The 16,885-nt window shown below is 76.0% G+C and carries 14 protein-coding genes and 1 pseudogene; 5 read left to right on the plus strand and 10 right to left on the minus strand.

Annotated elements, in window-relative coordinates; genetic code table 11:
- Positions 1-12 precede the first annotated feature (12 nt).
- The 4 genes from gatB to gatC are packed head-to-tail and all read right to left on the minus strand — an operon-like array spanning position 13 to position 3,504.
- Complete coding sequence (gatB, locus tag ACI780_RS21070; RefSeq protein WP_456872392.1) at positions 13-1,512, minus strand: Asp-tRNA(Asn)/Glu-tRNA(Gln) amidotransferase subunit GatB; 1,500 nt, start codon at positions 1,510-1,512, stop codon at positions 13-15.
- Positions 1,509-1,688 carry a hypothetical protein gene (locus ACI780_RS21075; protein WP_456872391.1) on the minus strand — a complete coding sequence of 60 codons (180 nt, stop codon included), beginning with the start codon at positions 1,686-1,688 and terminating at the stop codon, positions 1,509-1,511. Before ACI780_RS21075 ends, gatB begins: the two co-directional genes overlap by 4 nt.
- Positions 1,685-3,178 carry an Asp-tRNA(Asn)/Glu-tRNA(Gln) amidotransferase subunit GatA gene (gene gatA / locus ACI780_RS21080; RefSeq protein ID WP_457005541.1) on the minus strand — a complete coding sequence of 498 codons (1,494 nt, stop codon included), beginning with the start codon at positions 3,176-3,178 and terminating at the stop codon, positions 1,685-1,687. Before gatA ends, ACI780_RS21075 begins: the two co-directional genes overlap by 4 nt.
- Entirely contained in the window at positions 3,175-3,504 is a 330-nt protein-coding gene (gene gatC / locus ACI780_RS21085) for an Asp-tRNA(Asn)/Glu-tRNA(Gln) amidotransferase subunit GatC (protein WP_456872389.1), read from the minus strand. Before gatC ends, gatA begins: the two co-directional genes overlap by 4 nt.
- Before the next feature lie 193 nt (positions 3,505-3,697).
- Here gatC and ACI780_RS21090 point away from each other — a divergent pair, with 193 nt between their 5' ends.
- From ACI780_RS21090 to ACI780_RS21110, 5 genes and pseudogenes are all read left to right on the plus strand, one after another.
- Positions 3,698-4,366, plus strand: coding sequence for an ACT domain-containing protein (locus ACI780_RS21090; protein ID WP_457005543.1), 669 nt, complete (start codon positions 3,698-3,700; stop codon positions 4,364-4,366).
- A gap of 61 nt (positions 4,367-4,427) precedes the next feature.
- Complete coding sequence (locus ACI780_RS21095; protein WP_457005545.1) at positions 4,428-6,311, plus strand: DUF222 domain-containing protein; 1,884 nt, start codon at positions 4,428-4,430, stop codon at positions 6,309-6,311.
- Between the two features lie 107 nt (positions 6,312-6,418).
- A pseudogene (locus ACI780_RS21100) lies at positions 6,419-6,574 on the plus strand (class I SAM-dependent methyltransferase); the annotation flags it as partial.
- An 86-nt stretch (positions 6,575-6,660) separates the two neighbouring features.
- The gene (locus ACI780_RS21105) at positions 6,661-7,179 is read left to right on the plus strand and encodes a hypothetical protein (protein WP_457005554.1); all 519 of its coding nucleotides are present in this window, start codon (positions 6,661-6,663) and stop codon (positions 7,177-7,179) included.
- A 61-nt stretch (positions 7,180-7,240) separates the two neighbouring features.
- Entirely contained in the window at positions 7,241-7,816 is a 576-nt protein-coding gene (locus ACI780_RS21110; protein WP_457005556.1) for a class I SAM-dependent methyltransferase, read from the plus strand.
- A 6-nt stretch (positions 7,817-7,822) separates the two neighbouring features.
- Here ACI780_RS21110 and ligA read toward each other — a convergent pair whose 3' ends face one another.
- The 6 genes from ligA to ACI780_RS21140 form a co-directional block, all read right to left on the minus strand.
- Entirely contained in the window at positions 7,823-9,973 is a 2,151-nt protein-coding gene (gene ligA, locus ACI780_RS21115; protein ID WP_457005547.1) for an NAD-dependent DNA ligase LigA, read from the minus strand.
- 59 nt (positions 9,974-10,032) lie between these two features.
- Complete coding sequence (locus tag ACI780_RS21120) at positions 10,033-11,058, minus strand: methionine synthase (protein ID WP_456872383.1); 1,026 nt, start codon at positions 11,056-11,058, stop codon at positions 10,033-10,035.
- Positions 11,059-11,097: 39 nt separating this feature from the next.
- Positions 11,098-12,981 (minus strand): bifunctional metallophosphatase/5'-nucleotidase, encoded by a 1,884-nt coding sequence (locus ACI780_RS21125; protein ID WP_457005549.1) that lies wholly within the window; start codon positions 12,979-12,981, stop codon positions 11,098-11,100.
- A 192-nt stretch (positions 12,982-13,173) separates the two neighbouring features.
- Positions 13,174-14,244 carry a tRNA 2-thiouridine(34) synthase MnmA gene (gene mnmA, locus ACI780_RS21130; RefSeq protein ID WP_456872381.1) on the minus strand — a complete coding sequence of 357 codons (1,071 nt, stop codon included), beginning with the start codon at positions 14,242-14,244 and terminating at the stop codon, positions 13,174-13,176.
- 6 nt (positions 14,245-14,250) lie between these two features.
- Positions 14,251-15,432: a cysteine desulfurase family protein gene (locus tag ACI780_RS21135; RefSeq protein WP_456872380.1), complete on the minus strand. Its 1,182-nt coding sequence runs from the start codon at positions 15,430-15,432 to the stop codon at positions 14,251-14,253.
- The gene (locus ACI780_RS21140; RefSeq protein ID WP_457005552.1) at positions 15,429-16,826 is read right to left on the minus strand and encodes an MFS transporter; all 1,398 of its coding nucleotides are present in this window, start codon (positions 16,824-16,826) and stop codon (positions 15,429-15,431) included. The genes ACI780_RS21135 and ACI780_RS21140 overlap by 4 nt, the downstream gene beginning before the upstream one ends.
- Positions 16,827-16,885 lie beyond the last annotated feature (59 nt).

Genomic DNA, 16,885 nt, shown 5'->3' on the forward strand with positions numbered 1-16,885 from the left:
ACCCGCCCGGACTCAGCTCCCGAGCACCCGCTCCTCGAGCATCCGGCGCACCGTGGCCGCGTCGGCCTTGCCGCGGGTGGCCTTCATGACCGCGCCCACGAGCGCGCCGAGGGCCTGCACCTTGCCGCCCTGCACCTTGGCGACGACGTCGGGGGCGCCGGCGATCGCGGCGTCGACGGCGGCCACCAGCTCGTCGGACTCCCCCAGCACGGCCAGCCCGCGCGACTCGACGACGGCGCGCGGGTCGCCCTCCCCGGCCAGCACGCCGTCGAGCGCCTGGCGGGCCAGCTGGTCGTTGACGGTGCCCTCGGCGACCAGCGCGCTGAGCTCGGCGACCTGCCGCGGGGTGACCGCCAGCGCGGTCAGCTCCACCCCGGCGTCGTTGGCCCGGCGCGCCAGCTCGCCCAGCCACCACTTGCGCGCGTCGGCCGGCGAGGCGCCCGCGGCGACGGTCTCCTCCACCACCCCGAGGGCGCCGGCGTTGACCAGCCAGGCCATCTCGGTGGCCGACAGGCCCCACTCCTCGCGCAGCCGCGCGCGGCGGGCGGCCGGCAGCTCGGGCAGCCCGGCGGCGAGCTTCTCCACCCACTCGGCGTCGGGGGCCAGCGGGACGAGGTCGGGCTCGGGGAAGTACCGGTAGTCGGTCGCCTCCTCCTTGCTGCGCCCCGGCGACGTGCTGCCGGTGTCCTCGTGGAAGTGGCGGGTCTCCTGCACGATCCGGCCGCCGCCGTCGAGGACCGCGGCCTGCCGGCGCATCTCGTAGCGCACGGCCCGCTCGACCGAGCGCAGCGAGTTGACGTTCTTCGTCTCGGTGCGGGTGCCCCACTCCAGGCTGCCGACCGGGGCCAGCGAGGTGTTCACGTCGCAGCGCAGGCTGCCCTGCTCCATGCGCACGTCGGAGGCGCCGAGGGTCTGGATGATCTCGCGCAGCTCGGTGACGTAGGCGCGGGCGACCTCGGGTGCCTTCGCGCCGGCCCCGGCGACCGGGCGGGTGACGATCTCGACCAGCGGGATCCCGGCCCGGTTGAAGTCGACCAGCGAGTACTCGGCGCCGTGGATGCGGCCGGTGGCCCCGCCCACGTGCAGGTTCTTGCCGGTGTCCTCCTCCAGGTGCACCCGCTCGATCTCCACGCGGTAGGTCTCGCCGTCGACCTCGACGTCGAGGTGCCCGGCGGTGCACAGCGGCTCGTCGTACTGGCTGGTCTGGAAGCCCTTGGGGATGTCCGGGTAGAAGTAGTTCTTCCGGGCGAAGCGCGACCAGGAGGCGATCCGGCAGCCCAGGGCCAGGCCGATCCGGATGGTCGACTCGACCGCGGCGGCGTTGGCCACCGGCAGCGAGCCGGGCAGGCCCAGGCACACCGGGCAGGTCTGGGTGTTGGGCTCGGCGCCGAAGGCGGTCGTGCAGCCGCAGAACATCTTCGACTCGGTGCCCAGCTCGACGTGGGTCTCCAGGCCGATGACCGGCTCGTAGCGGGTGAGGACGTCGTCGAAGTCGACGAGGGGCTCGCTCACGGGGTGCGGTCTCCCTTCGGGGTGGTGCGCCCGGTCAGCCAGGCACCGACGCCGGTCAGCAGGCCCAGGACGATGAAGACGGCGAAGACGGCCTCGCCGGTGACCAGCCACAGCACCAGCCCGGCCAGCACCACGAAGGCGGTCAGCCCCCACGCGGCCTTGAGCGCGCCGTTCACGCGGCACGCTCCAGCAGGCGGTCGGTGAGCGGCGCGCCCAGCGCGGCCTCGACGGCGGCCGCGACGCGGTAGCAGCGGTCGTCGGCCAGCGCCGGCGCCATCACCTGCAGGCCGACCGGCAGGCCGTCGGACAGCCCGCACGGCACCGAGATCGCCGGGACGCCGGCGAGGCTGGCCGGCAGCGTGCACAGGTCGGCGGCGTACATGGCCAGCGGGTCCTCGACGCGGGCGCCGATCGGCCAGGCCACGGTCGGGCTGGTCGGGCTGACGAGCACGTCGACGTCGTCGAAGGCCGCGCTGAAGTCGCGGGTGATGAGCGTGCGGACCTTCTGCGCCTGCCCGTAGTAGGCCTCGTAGTAGCCGGCCGACAGCGCGTAGGTGCCGAGGATGATCCGCCGCTTGACCTCGGGGCCGAAGCCCTGCTCGCGGGTCAGCGCCATGACCTCGTCGACGTCGTGGCCGCCGTCGTCGCCCACCCGGATGCCGAACCGCATGCCCTCGAAGCGGGCCAGGTTCGACGACGCCTCGCTGGGGGCGATGAGGTAGTAGGCCGGCAGCGCCAGCCCGAACGACGGGCACGACACCTCGCGCACCTGCGCGCCGGCGGCCTCGAGCAGCGCGACCCCCTCGGCGACCCGGTCGAGCACGCCCTGCTCGTAGCCCTCGCGGGCACCCTCGCCGCCGAGCTCGCGGACGACGCCGACGCGCAGGCCCGACAGGTCGCCACCGGCACCGCGGCGGGCGGCCTCGACGACGGTGGGCACGGGCGCGTCGATGCTCGTGGAGTCGCGCGGGTCGTGGCCGCCGATGGCCTCGTGCAGCAGGGCGGCGTCCAGGACCGTGCGGGCCATCGGGCCGGCCTGGTCCAGGCTCGAGGAGAAGGCGATCAGCCCGTAGCGCGACACCGAGCCGTAGGTGGGCTTGTGCCCGACCAGGCCGGTGACCGCCGCGGGCTGGCGGATCGAGCCGCCGGTGTCGGTGCCCAGCGCCAGCGGCGCGAGCCGGCCGGCCACCGCCGCGCTCGACCCGCCGGAGGAGCCGCCCGGGATCCGGTCGTGGTCCCACGGGTTGCGGGTCACCGCGTAGGCGGAGTTCTCGGTGGACGACCCCATGGCGAACTCGTCCATGTTGGTCTTGCCGAGGAGCACCGTGCCGGCGTCGGCGAGCCGGCTCGCGACCGTCGCCGAGAAGGGCGGCCGCCAGCCCTCGAGGATCCGCGAGCCGCTGGTGGTGGGCACGCCCTCGGTGACGAAGACGTCCTTGAGGGCGACCGGGATGCCGGCCAGGCCGGTGCCCGCGGTGCCCGAGGCGTCGACCTCCGCGGCCCGGGCGAGCGCGGCGTCGGCGGTGACGTGGAGGAAGGCGCCGAGGGCGCCGTCCTCGGCGGCGATCCGGTCGAGGTGCGCGCGGGTGACCTCCACCGAGGAGGTCTCGCCGGCGGCCAGGGCCGCCTGCAGCTCGACGGCGGTGAGGGCGGTGAGGTCGCTCACTCCTCCTCCCCCAGGATGCGCGGGACGCGGAAGCGGCCGTCCTCGGCGGCGGGGGCGGCGGCCAGGACGGCGTCGCGCGGCAGGCACGGGGTGGCGACGTCGGCCCGCAGGACGTTGGTCAGCGGGACGGCGTGCGTGGTGGGGGCGACGTCGCCGACGTCGGCGCGCTGCACCTGGGCCACCGCGTCGAGGACGGCCCCCAGCTGGCCGGCGAAGCGGTCGAGCTCCTCGTCGGTGACGGCGAGCCGGGCCAGCCGCGCGAGGTGCGCGATGTCCTGGCGGCCGAGGGCGGGTGCCGCTCCGGGTTCGGGGGTCGTGGTGCTCATGACTGGGGCGGGACTCCTGTCGTCGGCGCCGCGCCGGCGCCAGGGACGCAACCCGGTCACTGTACGCGGGCCGCCGTGGGCCCCGGCCGGGCCGGGGAGCGCGCTCGACCGCGGGGTGCCCGGTGGGGGAAGCTGCTGGCGCCACTCGATCGACGCCGATCGGCTGCCCCTCGACGTCGTCAGCGGAGGAACCGTGTCCTATCTCCTGCGGCTGGTCGTCCCCGACCGCCCCGGCCTGCTGGGTGCGGTGGCGACCGCGCTGGGCGACGCGGGGGTCGACATCGTCTCCGTCGACGTCCTCGAGCGCGGTGGCGGGGTGGCCGTCGACGACGTCGTCGTCGACCTGCCGCCCGGCCGGCTGCCCGACAGTCTCATCACCGCCGCGCAGGCGGTGCCGGGGGTGCAGGTGGAGTCGTTGCGGCCCTTCGCCGGCGCGCTGGACACCCACCGCGAGCTCGACCTGCTCGAGGCCCTCGCCCGCGCTCCCGAGGGCACCGCGGTCAAGATCCTCGCCGTCGAGCTGCCGCGGGTGTTCCACGGTGGCTGGGCGGCGGTGGTGCAGGCCGACGGCGCCGGCGGCGGCGAGGTGCTGGCCGCCTCCGACGCCGCGCCCGCCCTCGAGGGCCTGGCGCTGCCGTGGCTGCCGCTGTCGACGCCGCGGCTGCTGCCCAGCGAGGACGACTGGCTGCCCGAGCGCTGGCGGGAGATGGCCATCGAGATGATGGCGGCGCCCTTCGGCGACCCCGCCACCGCCGTGGTCCTCGGCCGCTCGGGGGGTCCCGCGTTTCGCCGCTCGGAGCTGCTCCGGCTGACCCACCTGACGGGTATCGCCGCCACGGTGGCGCACCTCCCGCCGGTCTGACCTGCCGGTTTGCCGTCCACAGGACTTGATTACATCCGTGTTCGAACGTATGATCGAACACGTGACGGAGGTGCTGGCGGTCGACGAGCCCGTGGTGGGCCGGGCGTCGGGGCCGCTGGGTGCGGTGCAGGCCGCCGATCGCGAACTGTCCCGGCAGACGGCGTTGCGGGCGCGGGCGATCGCGGCGTTCGCGGAGACGCGGCCCGCCTCGGCCGACCGGCCGCCGGGCTCTCCGGGTGCGATGGCGGCCGAGCGGTGGGCGGCGCGGGCCGAGGTGCTGCGGCCGGTGAGTGAGTGGGCCACCGCCGAGCTGGCGATCGCGTTGAACGTGACCGCGCAGCGGGCGGAGGAGGAGCTGGTCCGCTCCCTCACCCTGGTGCACCGGCTGCCTGGCGCCCTGGCCGCGCTGCAGGCGGGGCGGCTGCATCCCGGGCACCTGTGGTGCCTGCTCGAGCACGTCGCGCCGATCGCCGACCACGCGCTGCGCGCCCGCCTCGAGACCGAGCTGCTGGCCTGGCTGGCCGGCCGGTCGGTGACCACCCCGGCGCAGCTGGGCGACAAGGTGCGCCGGGTGGTGCTCGCCCACCGCGCCCGCGACGCCGCCCGCGACCTGGCCCGCGCGCTGCGCCGGCGCGGGGTATCCGCCCGCCCGGACCGCACCGCCGGGATGAGTGTGGTGTCGGCGTTGTTGACCACCCCGGAGGCCGCCGCGCTGCTCGCGGCGCTGGGCGCGCACGCCGACGCGCTGCCCGCCGATCCGGCCGATGGCCGCAGCCGCGGGCAGAAGATGGCCGACTGCCTGCTGGACCTGGTGCTGCGCCCCGGTGAGACCGGCCCGCCCCCGGTGCAGGTCGCCCTCACCGTGGTCGCCCCGGTCGGGGCGCTGCTGGGCGGGGATGCCCCGTGCGAGATCGACGGCCAGGTGGTGCCCGCCGAGGTGGTGCGCGCCCTGCTCGCCGCCCTCACCGGTCACGCGGCCGCCACCGACACCGAGCCCACCGACACCGCGCCGACCGACACGGCATCGATCGAGTCCGAGTCCGAGCCCACCGACACCGAGCCGGCCGCAATGGCGGGCACATCCGCGGTGGTGTCCGAGGAGGAGGACTTCGCGCGCTGGTCGGAGGAGCTGGAGCACCGCGTCCTGGCCGGGGAGTTCGACGCCGAGCCGGCCCCCTGCTATCTCGACGAGGACGGGCCACCACCCGACTGGCTCCACGACTCACCGCCTACCGCCCCACCACCCGGGCACCGCCCCGGCCCGGCCGTGCCCGACGGGTGGTGGGCGCGCGCCGACCACGCCGTCGACGACGCCGGCACCGCCCTGCTCACCCTCCAGCGCGCTCTGGGCCACGCCCGCCGGCTGGTGGCCACCGCCGAACGCGCCGACACCGCCGACGAGGCCGCCTGGGCGGCGAGTGCCGCCGGCCGGGTCTCGGCCGCACCCGACGCGCTCACCGCCCTGGCTGCCGCTGGCGCGCACGCCCGCGCCGACCTGGCCGACCTGCTGGCCCGGACCGCCGGCGGCGGGCTGGCCGACCGGCCCCGCCTCGCCCTCACCGATGCGGTCACCGGCGCGCTGCTCGCCCTCACCGACCTGCCCGGACTGCAGCAGGCTGCCCGCGCCGACGCCGGAGTGAGCCCCCCGGGCGAGAGCCCCGGCTACCGGCCCACCGCGGCACTGGACCGGTTCGTGCGCGCCCGCGACCGCCGCTGCCGCTTCCCCGGCTGCCGCCGCCCCGTCCCCCGCCACGGCGAACTCGACCACCACACCCCCTGGCCCGCCGGGCCCACCGCCGCGGGCAACCTGGCCGGTTACTGCACCGGTCACCACCGCGGCAAGCACCAGGCACCCGGCTGGACCCACCACATGGCCCCCGACGGCACCCTCACCGTCACCACCCCATCCGGCCTCACCGCCATCACCACCCCACCGCCGTACTGACGGCCACACTGGCCGGCGTGAGCGACCTCGGGTGGGACTGGGACCCGTCGCTGTACCGCGGGAGCGCGGCCCACTACGTCCAGGGCCGCGTGCCGTATCCGTCAGAGGTGGTCGACGCCCTGGTCGACGAGCTCGCCCTCGACGGCACCGGCCGGCTGCTCGACGTCGGTTGCGGGCCGGGCTCCCTCACCCTGCTGCTCGCTCCCTGGTTCGAGCGGGCGACCGGCCTGGACGCCGACGCCGAGATGCTCGCCGAGGGGGCGCGCCAGGCCGCAGCCGCCGGGATCACCACCGTGGACTGGCTGCACCTGCGGCCGAGGACCTGCCCGCCGACCTGGGACCGTTCCGCGTGGTCACCTTGGCGCAGTCCTTCCACTGGATGGACCGGGAGCGCGTGGCCCGCCTGCTGCACGGTGCACTCGCCCCCGACGGCGCCCTGGTGCACGTGCACGCCACCACGCACACGGGGATCGACGGCGACCTGCCCCTGCCGCATCCCAGGCCGCCGCGGCGGGAGATCGACGAGCTCGTCCGGAGCTTCCTCGGCCCGCACCGCCGCGCCGGCCAGGGGACCCTGCCCGAGGTCGCATCCGCCGACGAGGAGCTGGGCGCCCGCGAGAGCGAGGTGTACCCGGCCGCCGGCTTCACCGGCCCGACCCGCATCGAGGTCCCCGGTCGCGTGGTGGTCCGCAGCGCCGACGACGTCGTGGCCAGTGTGTTCTCCCTATCGAGCGCAGCTCCCCACCTCTTCGGGAACCGGGTCGGCGACGTCGAGGCCGGGCTCCGGCAGCTCCTCGCAGCGGCCGGTCCCGACGGACGGTTCAGCGAGCAGATGGCCGGCACCACGGTCGACGTCTGGCGCCGGTAGCAGTCCGGCGACGCCAGGAATCCGGTGGCCCGGGGACCAGGACAGGCGGCACCGTGGCGCCGTGCCCGTCGACCACTTCGCCGGAGCCGTCGCCGAGCGCTACGACGAGGCGTCGGCCGACATGGTCGCCCGACTGCGCGCCAAGCCGGGCGGCGAGCGCATCCCGGTCACCCTCGGCGACGTCGCGTCGGCCACCGTCGACGGCACCTTCGCGCTGGTCTACCTGGTCTTCAACACGGTGATGAACCTGACCACCCAGCGCGAGCAGGTGGCCTGCTTCCGCAACGCCGCCCGTCACCTGCGCCCGGGCGGGGCCTTCGTCGTCGAGGTGGGCGTCCCCGACCTGCAGCGCCTGCCGCCCGGCGAGCGCGCCCGGCCCTTCCGGCTCTCCCGCACCCGGCTCGGCTTCGACGAGTACGACGTCGCCACGCAGCGCCTGGTGTCGCACCACTACACCGTCACCGACGGGCACCTGGACGTCGTCTCGGTGCCGTTCCGCTACGTGTGGCCCGCCGAGCTCGACCTCATGGCCGCCCTGGCCGGGCTCGAGCCGCACGCCCGCTGGGAGGACTGGCACCGCCGGCCGTTCACCTCCGACAGCCGGGCGCACGTCTCCGTCTGGCGGACGCCGGCCTGAGCCGCCTCACTCCCCCGCGGGCGGGCTGCCGTCGCCGATCGTCGCCACCTCGCGGGCGGCCTCCGGCCCGTCCTCGAGGAGCACCCGCAGCCCGTCGTCGTCGAGGATCGGCACCTTGGCCGCCACGGCCTTGTCGTACTTGCTGCCCGGGTCGGCCCCGACGACGACGAAGCCGGTCTTCTTCGACACCGAGCCGGTGACCTTGCCACCGCGCTCCTGCACCGCGGCGATCGCCTGGTCGCGCGAGAGGTCGCGCAGCGAGCCGGTGATGACCACGGTGACGCCGGTCAGCGGCCCGGGCGGCGCGTCCTCCCCGGCGTCGGCCAGCCGCACGCCGGCGCGGCGCCACTTCTCCACGACCCCGCGGTGCCAGTCGACGGCGAACCAGTCGCGCACCGACCGGGCGATCGTCGGGCCCACGCCGTCGGCGGCGGCGAGCTCCTCCTCCGACGCCTCGGCGATCCGGTCGAGCGAGCGGAAGTCGCGGGCGAGCGCCTGCGCGGCCGTCGGCCCGACGTGCCGGATCGACAGCGCCACGAGCACCCGCCACAGCGGGACGTCCTTGCGGGCCTGCAGGTTGGCCAGCAGCCGCTGCCCGTTGGCCGAGAGCGTGCCGTCCTTCTTGGTGAAGAAGCTGGTCTGCGACAGCGCGTCCTCGGTGAGGTCGAAGACGTCGCCCTCGTCCTCCAGCAGGTGCTCGGCCAGCAGCGCGATCGCCGCCTCGTAGCCGAGCACCTCGATGTCGAAGGCACCGCGGCCGGCCACGTGGAAGACCCGCTCCCGCAGCTGCGCCGGGCACGACCGCGCGTTCGGGCAGCGGATGTCGGCGTCACCCTCCTTCTCGTGCCGCAGCTCCGTGCCGCACTCGGGGCAGTGCGTGGGCATGACGAACGGCCGCTCGTCGCCGGTCCGCGCGGCGACCACCGGGCCGAGGATCTCGGGGATGACGTCGCCGGCCTTCCGGATGACGACGGTGTCGCCGATCAGCACGCCCTTGCGCTGGACCTCGCTGGCGTTGTGCAGGGTGGCCAGCTGCACGGTCGACCCCGCGACCTTGACCGGCTCCATGTAGCCGAACGGCGTCACCCGGCCGGTGCGCCCGACGTTGACCCGGATGTCGAGGAGCTTCGTCGTCGCCTCCTCCGGCGGGTACTTGAAGGCGATGGCCCAGCGCGGCGCCCGCGCCGTCGACCCGAGGCGCCGCTGCAGTGCCACCTGGTCGACCTTGACGACGACGCCGTCGATCTCGTGCTCGACCGAGTGCCGCTGCTCGCGGTAGCGCTCGACGTAGGCCCACACCGCCTCGAGGTCGTCGACCACCTGGAACCGGTCGCTGACCGGCAGGCCGAGCGCCCGCAGCCGCTCGTAGGCCTCCGACTGGCGCTCGGCGTCGAACCCGCGGCGCGCGCCGAGACCGTGCACGACCAGCCGCAGCGGCCGGGAGGCGGTGATCCGCGGGTCCTTCTGCCGCAGCGAGCCCGCGGCGGCGTTGCGCGGGTTGGCGAAGGGCGCCTTGCCCTGCTCGACCATGCCGGCGTTGACCTCGGCGAACCCGCTCACCGGGAAGTAGATCTCGCCGCGCACCTCGAGCAGCTCCGGCAGGTCGTCCCCGGTGAGCTGCTGCGGGACGTCGCGCATGGTGCGGACGTTGGCGGTGACGTCCTCCCCCGTCGTGCCGTCGCCGCGGGTGGCCGCGCGCACCAGCCGGCCCCGCTCGTACACCAGCGCGACCGCGACGCCGTCGACCTTGAGCTCGCACAGCCAGGCCACCCCGGCGCCGGCGTCGCGGGCCACCCGGTTCGCCCACGCCGACAGCTCGTCGCCGTCGAAGACGTTGTCCAGGCTCTGCATGCGCTCGAGGTGGGCGACCGGCGCGAACGTGGCGGTGAAGCCGCCGTTGACCTTCTGGCTCGGCGAGTCGGGGGTGACCAGGGCCGGGTGCTGCGCCTCGATGGCCTTCAGCTCGGCCATCAGCTCGTCGTACTGGCCGTCGCTGACCAGCGGCGCGTCCTGCACGTAGTAGGCGAACGCGTAGCGGTCGAGCTCCTCGGAGAGGTCCCGGTGGCGGGTGCGGGCATCGTCGGGGACCTCGGTGAGGTCCTCCCGCTCGGCGACCGCGGCGACCTGCGGGGTGTCCAGCTCGGCGTCCGTGCTCACGCCTGGACGGTATCCGCCGGATACGACGCCGACCCGCGCACTGCCCGATCGGGTGTCGGTCACTCCGGCAGGAGATACCGGGCGGCCTCGCGGACGTGGGTCATGGCCGCCCGGGCGTAGCCGGGGCTCGCCCCGGCCAGGCCGCACGCGGGAGTGAGGGTGACCGCGGCGTGTAGGTCGTCGGCGGGGAACCCCAGCTCCCGCCACCAGGCCCGCAGCCGCGAGGCCGTCGCCCTGGGCGCCGGGAGCGGGGCGTCGGTGCCGGGCACGACGCCGGTGAACAGGTGGGTGCCCGCCTCCACGGCGGACCCGAGCGCGTCGAGGTCCTGCACCAGGCCGAGGTCGAACGACAGCGCGGCCGCGCCGGCGGCGCGCAGCAGGTCCAGCGGCGCCCGGTTCGCGCAGCAGTGGACGACGACCGGCCCGGGGACCGCGGCGACGACGGCGGCCAGCTCGGACTCGACGTCGGGCGCGGCGACGACGGGCAGCCGGCCGAACCCGCTCGCCGTCGGCAGGGCCCCCTGCAGCACCGCGGGCAGGGAGGGCTCGTCGAGCTGGACGACGACCCGCGCGCCGGGCACGCGGGCGGACACCGCGGCGACGTGCGCGGCGATGCCCTCGGCCAGCGACTGCCCCAGGTCCCGCCGGGCGCCGGGGTCGACGACCGCCCGCTCGCCGCGCTCGCGCTCCAGCCCCGCGGCCAGCGTCCAGGGGCCGGCCGCCTGCACCTTGAACGGCCCCCGGTGGGCCTCGGCGACGTCGTGGAGGGCGTCGAGGTCGCGGGCCATGAGCTCCTGGGCCCGGCGCAGGTCGATCCCGCCCCGCGGCACCAGCCGCCAGCCGCCGGGGGTGAGGTCGACGGCGAGGTCGACCAGCAGGGCGGCGCTGCGGCCGATCAGGTCGGCGCCCGGGCCGCGCGCGGGGAGCTCCGGCAGGTGCGGCAGCTCAGGCAGCTCGCCGAGGACGACCCGCAGCGCCTCGGCCGGGTCGGTGCCGGGCAGCGACCCGACGCCCGAGGCCGGCCCCCAGGGTGCGGGGACCGGCCTCGGGTCGGGAGTGGTCTCGGGCTCGGTCGGGGTGGCCACGGCGGCGACGCTATCCCGACGCCGTGACACCCCCGTGGGTCAGACGGTGCAGGGCCCCCGGCCGGAGCGGTCGTCGTCGAACGGCTGCGCCGGGTCCAGCGACGTGGCGCGGGTGAGCGCCGGAGGAGCGACCGCGGTGTCCTGCGCGGCGAGGTAGGCGTTGAACGCGTCCACGTCGTTCGGCCCGGTCACCGCGGTCTCGCCGGCCGGACGGGCGGTGCGGAACGCGGTGAAGGAGTCGCCGCCCTCGATGAGGAACGAGTTGGCCACGACGGTGTAGGTCGCCCCGAGGTCCAGCGGCGCGTCGCCGATCAGGATCGACGCCGGGTCGATCCGGTCGCCGACCGGGCGGCGCGGGTCGAAGGAGTACGTCAGGCCCGACACCGAAAGCTGCAGGAAGCTCGCCGCGCCGCTGCGAGTGGCCCACTGCTGCTCGAGCACCTGCTCGATCCCCGCGCCGGTCAGCGTCACGGAGTTGACCGTGTTGCTGAACGGCTGCACCGCGAAGGTCTCCGCGTAGGTGATCGTCCCCACGGGCGTCCCGGCGGCACAGTTGATGTCCGCACGCAGCCCCCCGGGGTTCATGAACGCCACGTCGGCGTCCGGGAACGCGGCGAGCTGCGCGTCGGCCACCAGGTTGCCCAGCGAGGACTCCGAGTCGCGCACCGGCGCACCCGCGCGGTAGGCACGGTCGAGGTCGGCGGACTGCCGCCCGACCGGCACGTTGCCGGCCTCGGCGGCGCGGGCCTCCCAGTAGCTGACGATCGAGGCGATCTCCGGGTCCGGCGAGGTCTGGCGGACCGGGACGTTCGTAGCCGTCGCGGTGCTGCGGACGACGTCGCCGTCGCTGCCGAGCCGGAACCGGATGTCGGTCAGCGCCTTGCCGTAGAAGCCGGCCTGCGTGACCAAGCGGGGGTTGCCGGCCGGGTCGGGCAGCACGCAGTCGTAGGGCACGTGGGTGTGCGCGCTGATGATGACGTCGACCGACGGCGCGACGGCGGCGTTGATGGCGCCGATCGGCGTGCCCGCCATGTCGCCCACGCAGCGGTCGAAGCCGCCGCCGGCGCCCTGGGTGCCGCCCTCGTGGACCATCACGACGATCGCCTGGACGCCCTGGGTCTGCAGCTCCGCAGCGTACCGGTTCACGGCGGTGGCCTCGTCGCCGAAGGTCAGCCCCTCGATCCCGCTGGCGGCGACGATGTTCGGGGTGTCGTCGGTGACGACGCCGATCAGGCCGACCCGGCGGTTGCCGGTGGTCTGCACGATCTCGTACGGCGGCAGGATCGGCTTCCCGGTGGCGGTGTCGGTCACGTTGGCCGCGAGGTAGGGGAACTGCGCGCCCTCGAAGGCGTGCTCGCCCTCGCCGAAGCAGCCGTCGACACCCACCGTGACGCCCTCGCAGGCCTCGACGTCGTCGGAGAACTGCCCGTCGGTGGCGCCGGAGATCCGGTAGAGCTCCTCCTGGCCGCGGTCGAACTCGTGGTTGCCCACCGCGGAGAAGTCCAGCCCGAGGGCGTTGAGCACCTCGATGGTCGGCTCGTCCTTGAAGACGCTGGAGTTGAACGGGGAGGCGCTGACCAGGTCACCGGCGCCGACGAAGAAGGTGTTCTTCTCCGGTCCGCCCCAGTCCTCGCGGATCCCGGCGAGCGTGGTGGCGATGTTGGCGGCGCCACCCACCTTCTCGACGACGTTGTCCGCGGCGGTCGTGTAGTCGCCGTCGGGGCCGGGCGAGGTGACCAACTCACCGTCACCACCGGACTGGGGGCTGATCCGCCCGTGGAAGTCGTTCATGGCGATCAGCTGAACGGGCAGGCCGCCGTTGCCGCTGCCGGGAGCGGCCTGCGCCGCGGCGGGGACGGCCAGCAGGCCGGCCGTGGTCGCCACCGCGGCGGCGGCGGCGAGGGGGAGGCGCGTTCGGCGCAAGGGGGTCCTCCGGAGGACGGGTGGGTCCGGACCGCCGGGGGCGACGGCCGGGGCAGGGTTCCGAGCCGGGCTGCACACGCGCAGGTCGTGGCTCGCCGCACACCGTAGGTGACGAACCGTTCCGGCACCAGGTCTCTCCGGTGACGCCGCGGGAACGTCTCGGGAACCCCTCGGGGGCCCCTCGGGGACCGCTCAGGGACGCGCGACCGCCGCCTGGCCGAGCACCAGGTCACCGCGGACCGGATCGGGAGAGTAGAGGACGGCCGACTGCCCGGGAGCGACGCCCCGCTGCGGCTGCGCCAGGGCGAGCACCAGCCCGCCGCCCGGGCCGGCGGTGACCTCGCAGCCGACCGGGGCGCCGTGGGCCCGCAGCTGCACCTCGGCCCGCAGCGGCAGCTGCGGCGGCGTGCCGGTCCAGGTGGGCCGGCCGGTACGGACGACGTCGACGCCGGCGAGGTCGGCGGTGCCGACGGTGACCGTGCGCGTCACCGGTTCGATGGACAGCACGTACCGCGGCCGCTGGTCACCGACGGCGACACCGAGCCCCCGCCGCTGGCCGACGGTGAACCCGTGGGTGCCCTCGTGCGTGCCGAGGGTGGCCCCGGTGGCGGCGTCGACGACGGGGCCCGGCCGGGCGCCGAGCCGCCGGGTGAGGAAGCCGCGGGTGTCGCCGTCGGGGATGAAGCAGATGTCGTGGGAGTCGGGCTTGGCCGCCACGGCGAAGCCACGCTCGGCGGCGATCGCCCGCACCCGCTCCTTGGTCATCGAGCCGAGCGGGAACGCCGCGCCCGCCAACTGCTCGGCGGTGAGCACCCCGAGGACGTAGGACTGGTCCTTGGCCGCGTCGACCGAGCGGCGCAGCCGGCCGCCCTCGAGCCGCGCGTGGTGGCCGGTGACGACGGCGTCGAAGCCCAATGCCCGCGCCCGATCGAGGACCGCGGTGAACTTGATCCGCTCGTTGCAGCGCAGGCACGGGTTGGGCGTGCGGCCGGCGGCGTACTCGGCGACGAAGTCGTCGACGACGTCCTCGGTGAACCGCTCGGCGAGGTCCCAGACGTAGAACGGGATGCCCAGCTCGTCGGCGACCCGGCGCGCGTCGTGGGCGTCCTCGACGCTGCAGCAGCCACGGGCGCCGCTGCGCAGCGTCTGCCGGTCCGGCGAGAGCGCCAGGTGGACGCCGGTGACGTCGTGGCCGGCGTCGACGGCCAGGGCGGCGGCGACGGCGGAGTCCACGCCGCCGCTCATCGCGGCGAGCACGCGCACCGGCCGCTACCTCCCCGCCCGGCGGGCGCGCTCGACCACGGGGGCGATCACGGCCAGCAGGGCGGCGACGTCGTCGTCGGTGCTCGTCGTGCCGAGGCTGAACCGCAGCGAGCTGCGGGCCCGGTCGGCCTCCGCGCCGACGGCGGTGAGCACGTGGCTGGGGCGGGCGACGCCCGCGCTGCAGGCCGAGCCGGTGGAGCACTCGATGCCGCGGGCGTCGAGGAGCATGAGCAGCGCGTCGCCCTCGGCGCCGGGGAAGGACAGGTGCGCGTTGCCGGGCAGCCGGCCCGGGCCGCCGGCGACGACGTCGTCCAGCGGGGCGCCGTTGAGCTGCGCGTCGGGCACCTGCTCGAGCACGCCGGCCACCAGCCGGTCGCGCAGCGCCGCCAGCCGCGCGGCCCGCGCGGTCCGGGAGGTGACGGCGGTGGTGGCGGCGACGGCGAGGCCGACGATGGCCGGGACGTCGAGCGTGCCCGAGCGGACGTCGCGCTCCTGGCCGCCACCGTGCAGCAGCGGCGTGCACTCGGCCTCGCGCCGCAGCAGCAGCGCGCCGGCGCCCATCGGGCCGCCGAGCTTGTGCCCGGTCATGGTCAGCGCGTCGACGCCGCTGGCGGCGAAGTCGACCGGCACCTGGCCGACGGCCTGCACCGCGTCGGTGTGCAGCGGCACCCCGACCGCGTGCGCGACCTCGGCCAGGGCCGCGACGTCGCTGACCGTGCCGATCTCGTTGTTGGCCCACATGACGCTGGCCACCGCGACGTCGGACCCGTCGCCCAGCGCCTCGGCCAGCGAGTCGGGCGTGACCCGCCCGGTGGGCTCCAGGCGCAGCCAGGTGACCTCGGCGCCCTCGTGCTTGGCCAGCCACTCGGCGCTGTCGAGGACGGCGTGGTGCTCGGCGGGGCTGACCACCAGCCGGCGGCGGCGGGAGTCGGCCTCCCGCCGCGCCCAGAACAGGCCCTTGACGGCGAGGTTGTCGCTCTCGGTGCCGCCGCCGGTGAAGAGCACCTCCGACGGGCGGGCGCCGAGGACCTCGGCCAGCCGCTCCCGGGACTGCTCGGCTTCCCGTCGCGCGGCGCGGCCGGCGGCGTGCAGCGACGAGGCGTTGCCCACCCGGCCCCACTGCTCGGTCATGGCGGCGAGCACCTCGGGGAGCACCGGCGTGGTCGCCGCGTGGTCGAGGTAGGTCACCGGCCCAGGTTAGTCGCGCGCGAGGAACCCGCCCGGGCGAGCGCGACCGTGCGCCCGGCCACCCGGGCGCCCAGCAGCGCCGGGAGGGTCAGCACGGCGACCGCCGCGAGCACCGCGGGCCACAGCGGGCCGCCGGCGTCGGCGGCGCCGGCCACCAGGACGCCCGAGAGCCCGACGCACAGCGCCGACGCGGTCACGTCGGAGATCTGCAGGGCGGCCGAGTTGGCCCCCCGCTCGGCCTCCGGCGACTGGTCGAGCAGCAGCACCCCGACGCTCGGCATGCCCAGGCCCATGCCGACCCCCGCCAGTGCCCACGTGAGGTACGCCGGCCACCCGCCCAGCGCGGGGACCGCCGTCGTCGCCGTGGCGGCCAGGGCCGCCGCGAGCACGAGGCACCCCAGCCGGAGCACCCGTTGGCGCGGGACGTCGGGCCGCCGCCCCTGCAGCTGGGCGGCGGTCACCCAGCCGACGGCGCCGGCGGTCAGCGGCAGTCCGGCCGTGGCCGCGCTCCATCCGTGCTGCTCGGTCAGGACGAGCGGGAGCAGGGCGTCCATGCCGAAGAAGGCACCGGCCATCAGGCCGCGTGCGGCGACGACGGCCGGGATGCCGGGGCGGGCCCGGACGGTGCCGCGCGGCAGCAGCCGGCGCAGCGCGGCGGCCAGGCCGGCCGCGCCGAGGACGGCGATGCCGACGGCGGGGAGGTCCAGCCGCTGCGCGGCGTACTGCAGCGCGGCGATGCCGCTGCCCGCGAGCAGCGCCCAGGCGATGCGGCCGTGCCCGCGCCGGGCCGCCTGCGCGACGGCGGGCGCCTCCCCGGGACCGGCCGTGAGCAGCAGCACGAGACCGGCCGCGACGAGGGGCACCAGCCCGAGGAAGACCGCCCGCCAGCCGACGGCGGTGGTCACCAGCCCGGCGATCAGCGGCCCGACGAGTGCCGGCAGCACCCAGCCCGCGGCGAAGGCGCCGAACAGGCGGGGGCGCAGCCGCGAGGAGTAGGCCTGCCCGGCGACGACGTAGAGCAGCACGATGACCACGCCGGCCCCGAGCCCCTGCACGGCGCGGCCGAGGACGAGCACGGCCATGTGCTGGGCGAGGCCGGCGACCACCAGGCCCGCGGCGAAGGTCACCACGCCGGCGAGGACGCCCGGTCCCGGTGGCCGCCGGTCCCCCACCTCGCCGCCGAGGACCATCCCGACGACCGAGGCGACCAGGAAGGCGCTGAACGGCCACGCGTACCAGGCGACGCCGTCGAGCTCGGCGACCGCGCGCGGCATCGCCGTCCCGACGGCCATCGCCTCGAAGGCGACGAGGGTGACGAGGGTCAGCAGGCCGATCGTCGTCCGTCGGTGGGCGGCGTCCCAGATGCTCGCCCCGGCTGCGTCCCGCCCGTCCACGTCCGCCCGTCCTCGGTCCCGTCCCCGCAGAACGCGTCGAGCGCCGGCCCCGTGGGGCC

The sequence above is a fragment of the Geodermatophilus sp. SYSU D00814 genome (genome assembly GCF_054050055.1).

Bases quoted from the DNA above. Each gene is read 5' to 3' on its own strand.
- gatC (WP_456872389.1), bottom strand. From the start codon at position 3,504: ATGAGCACCACGACCCCCGAACCCGGAGCGGCACCCGCCCTCGGCCGC.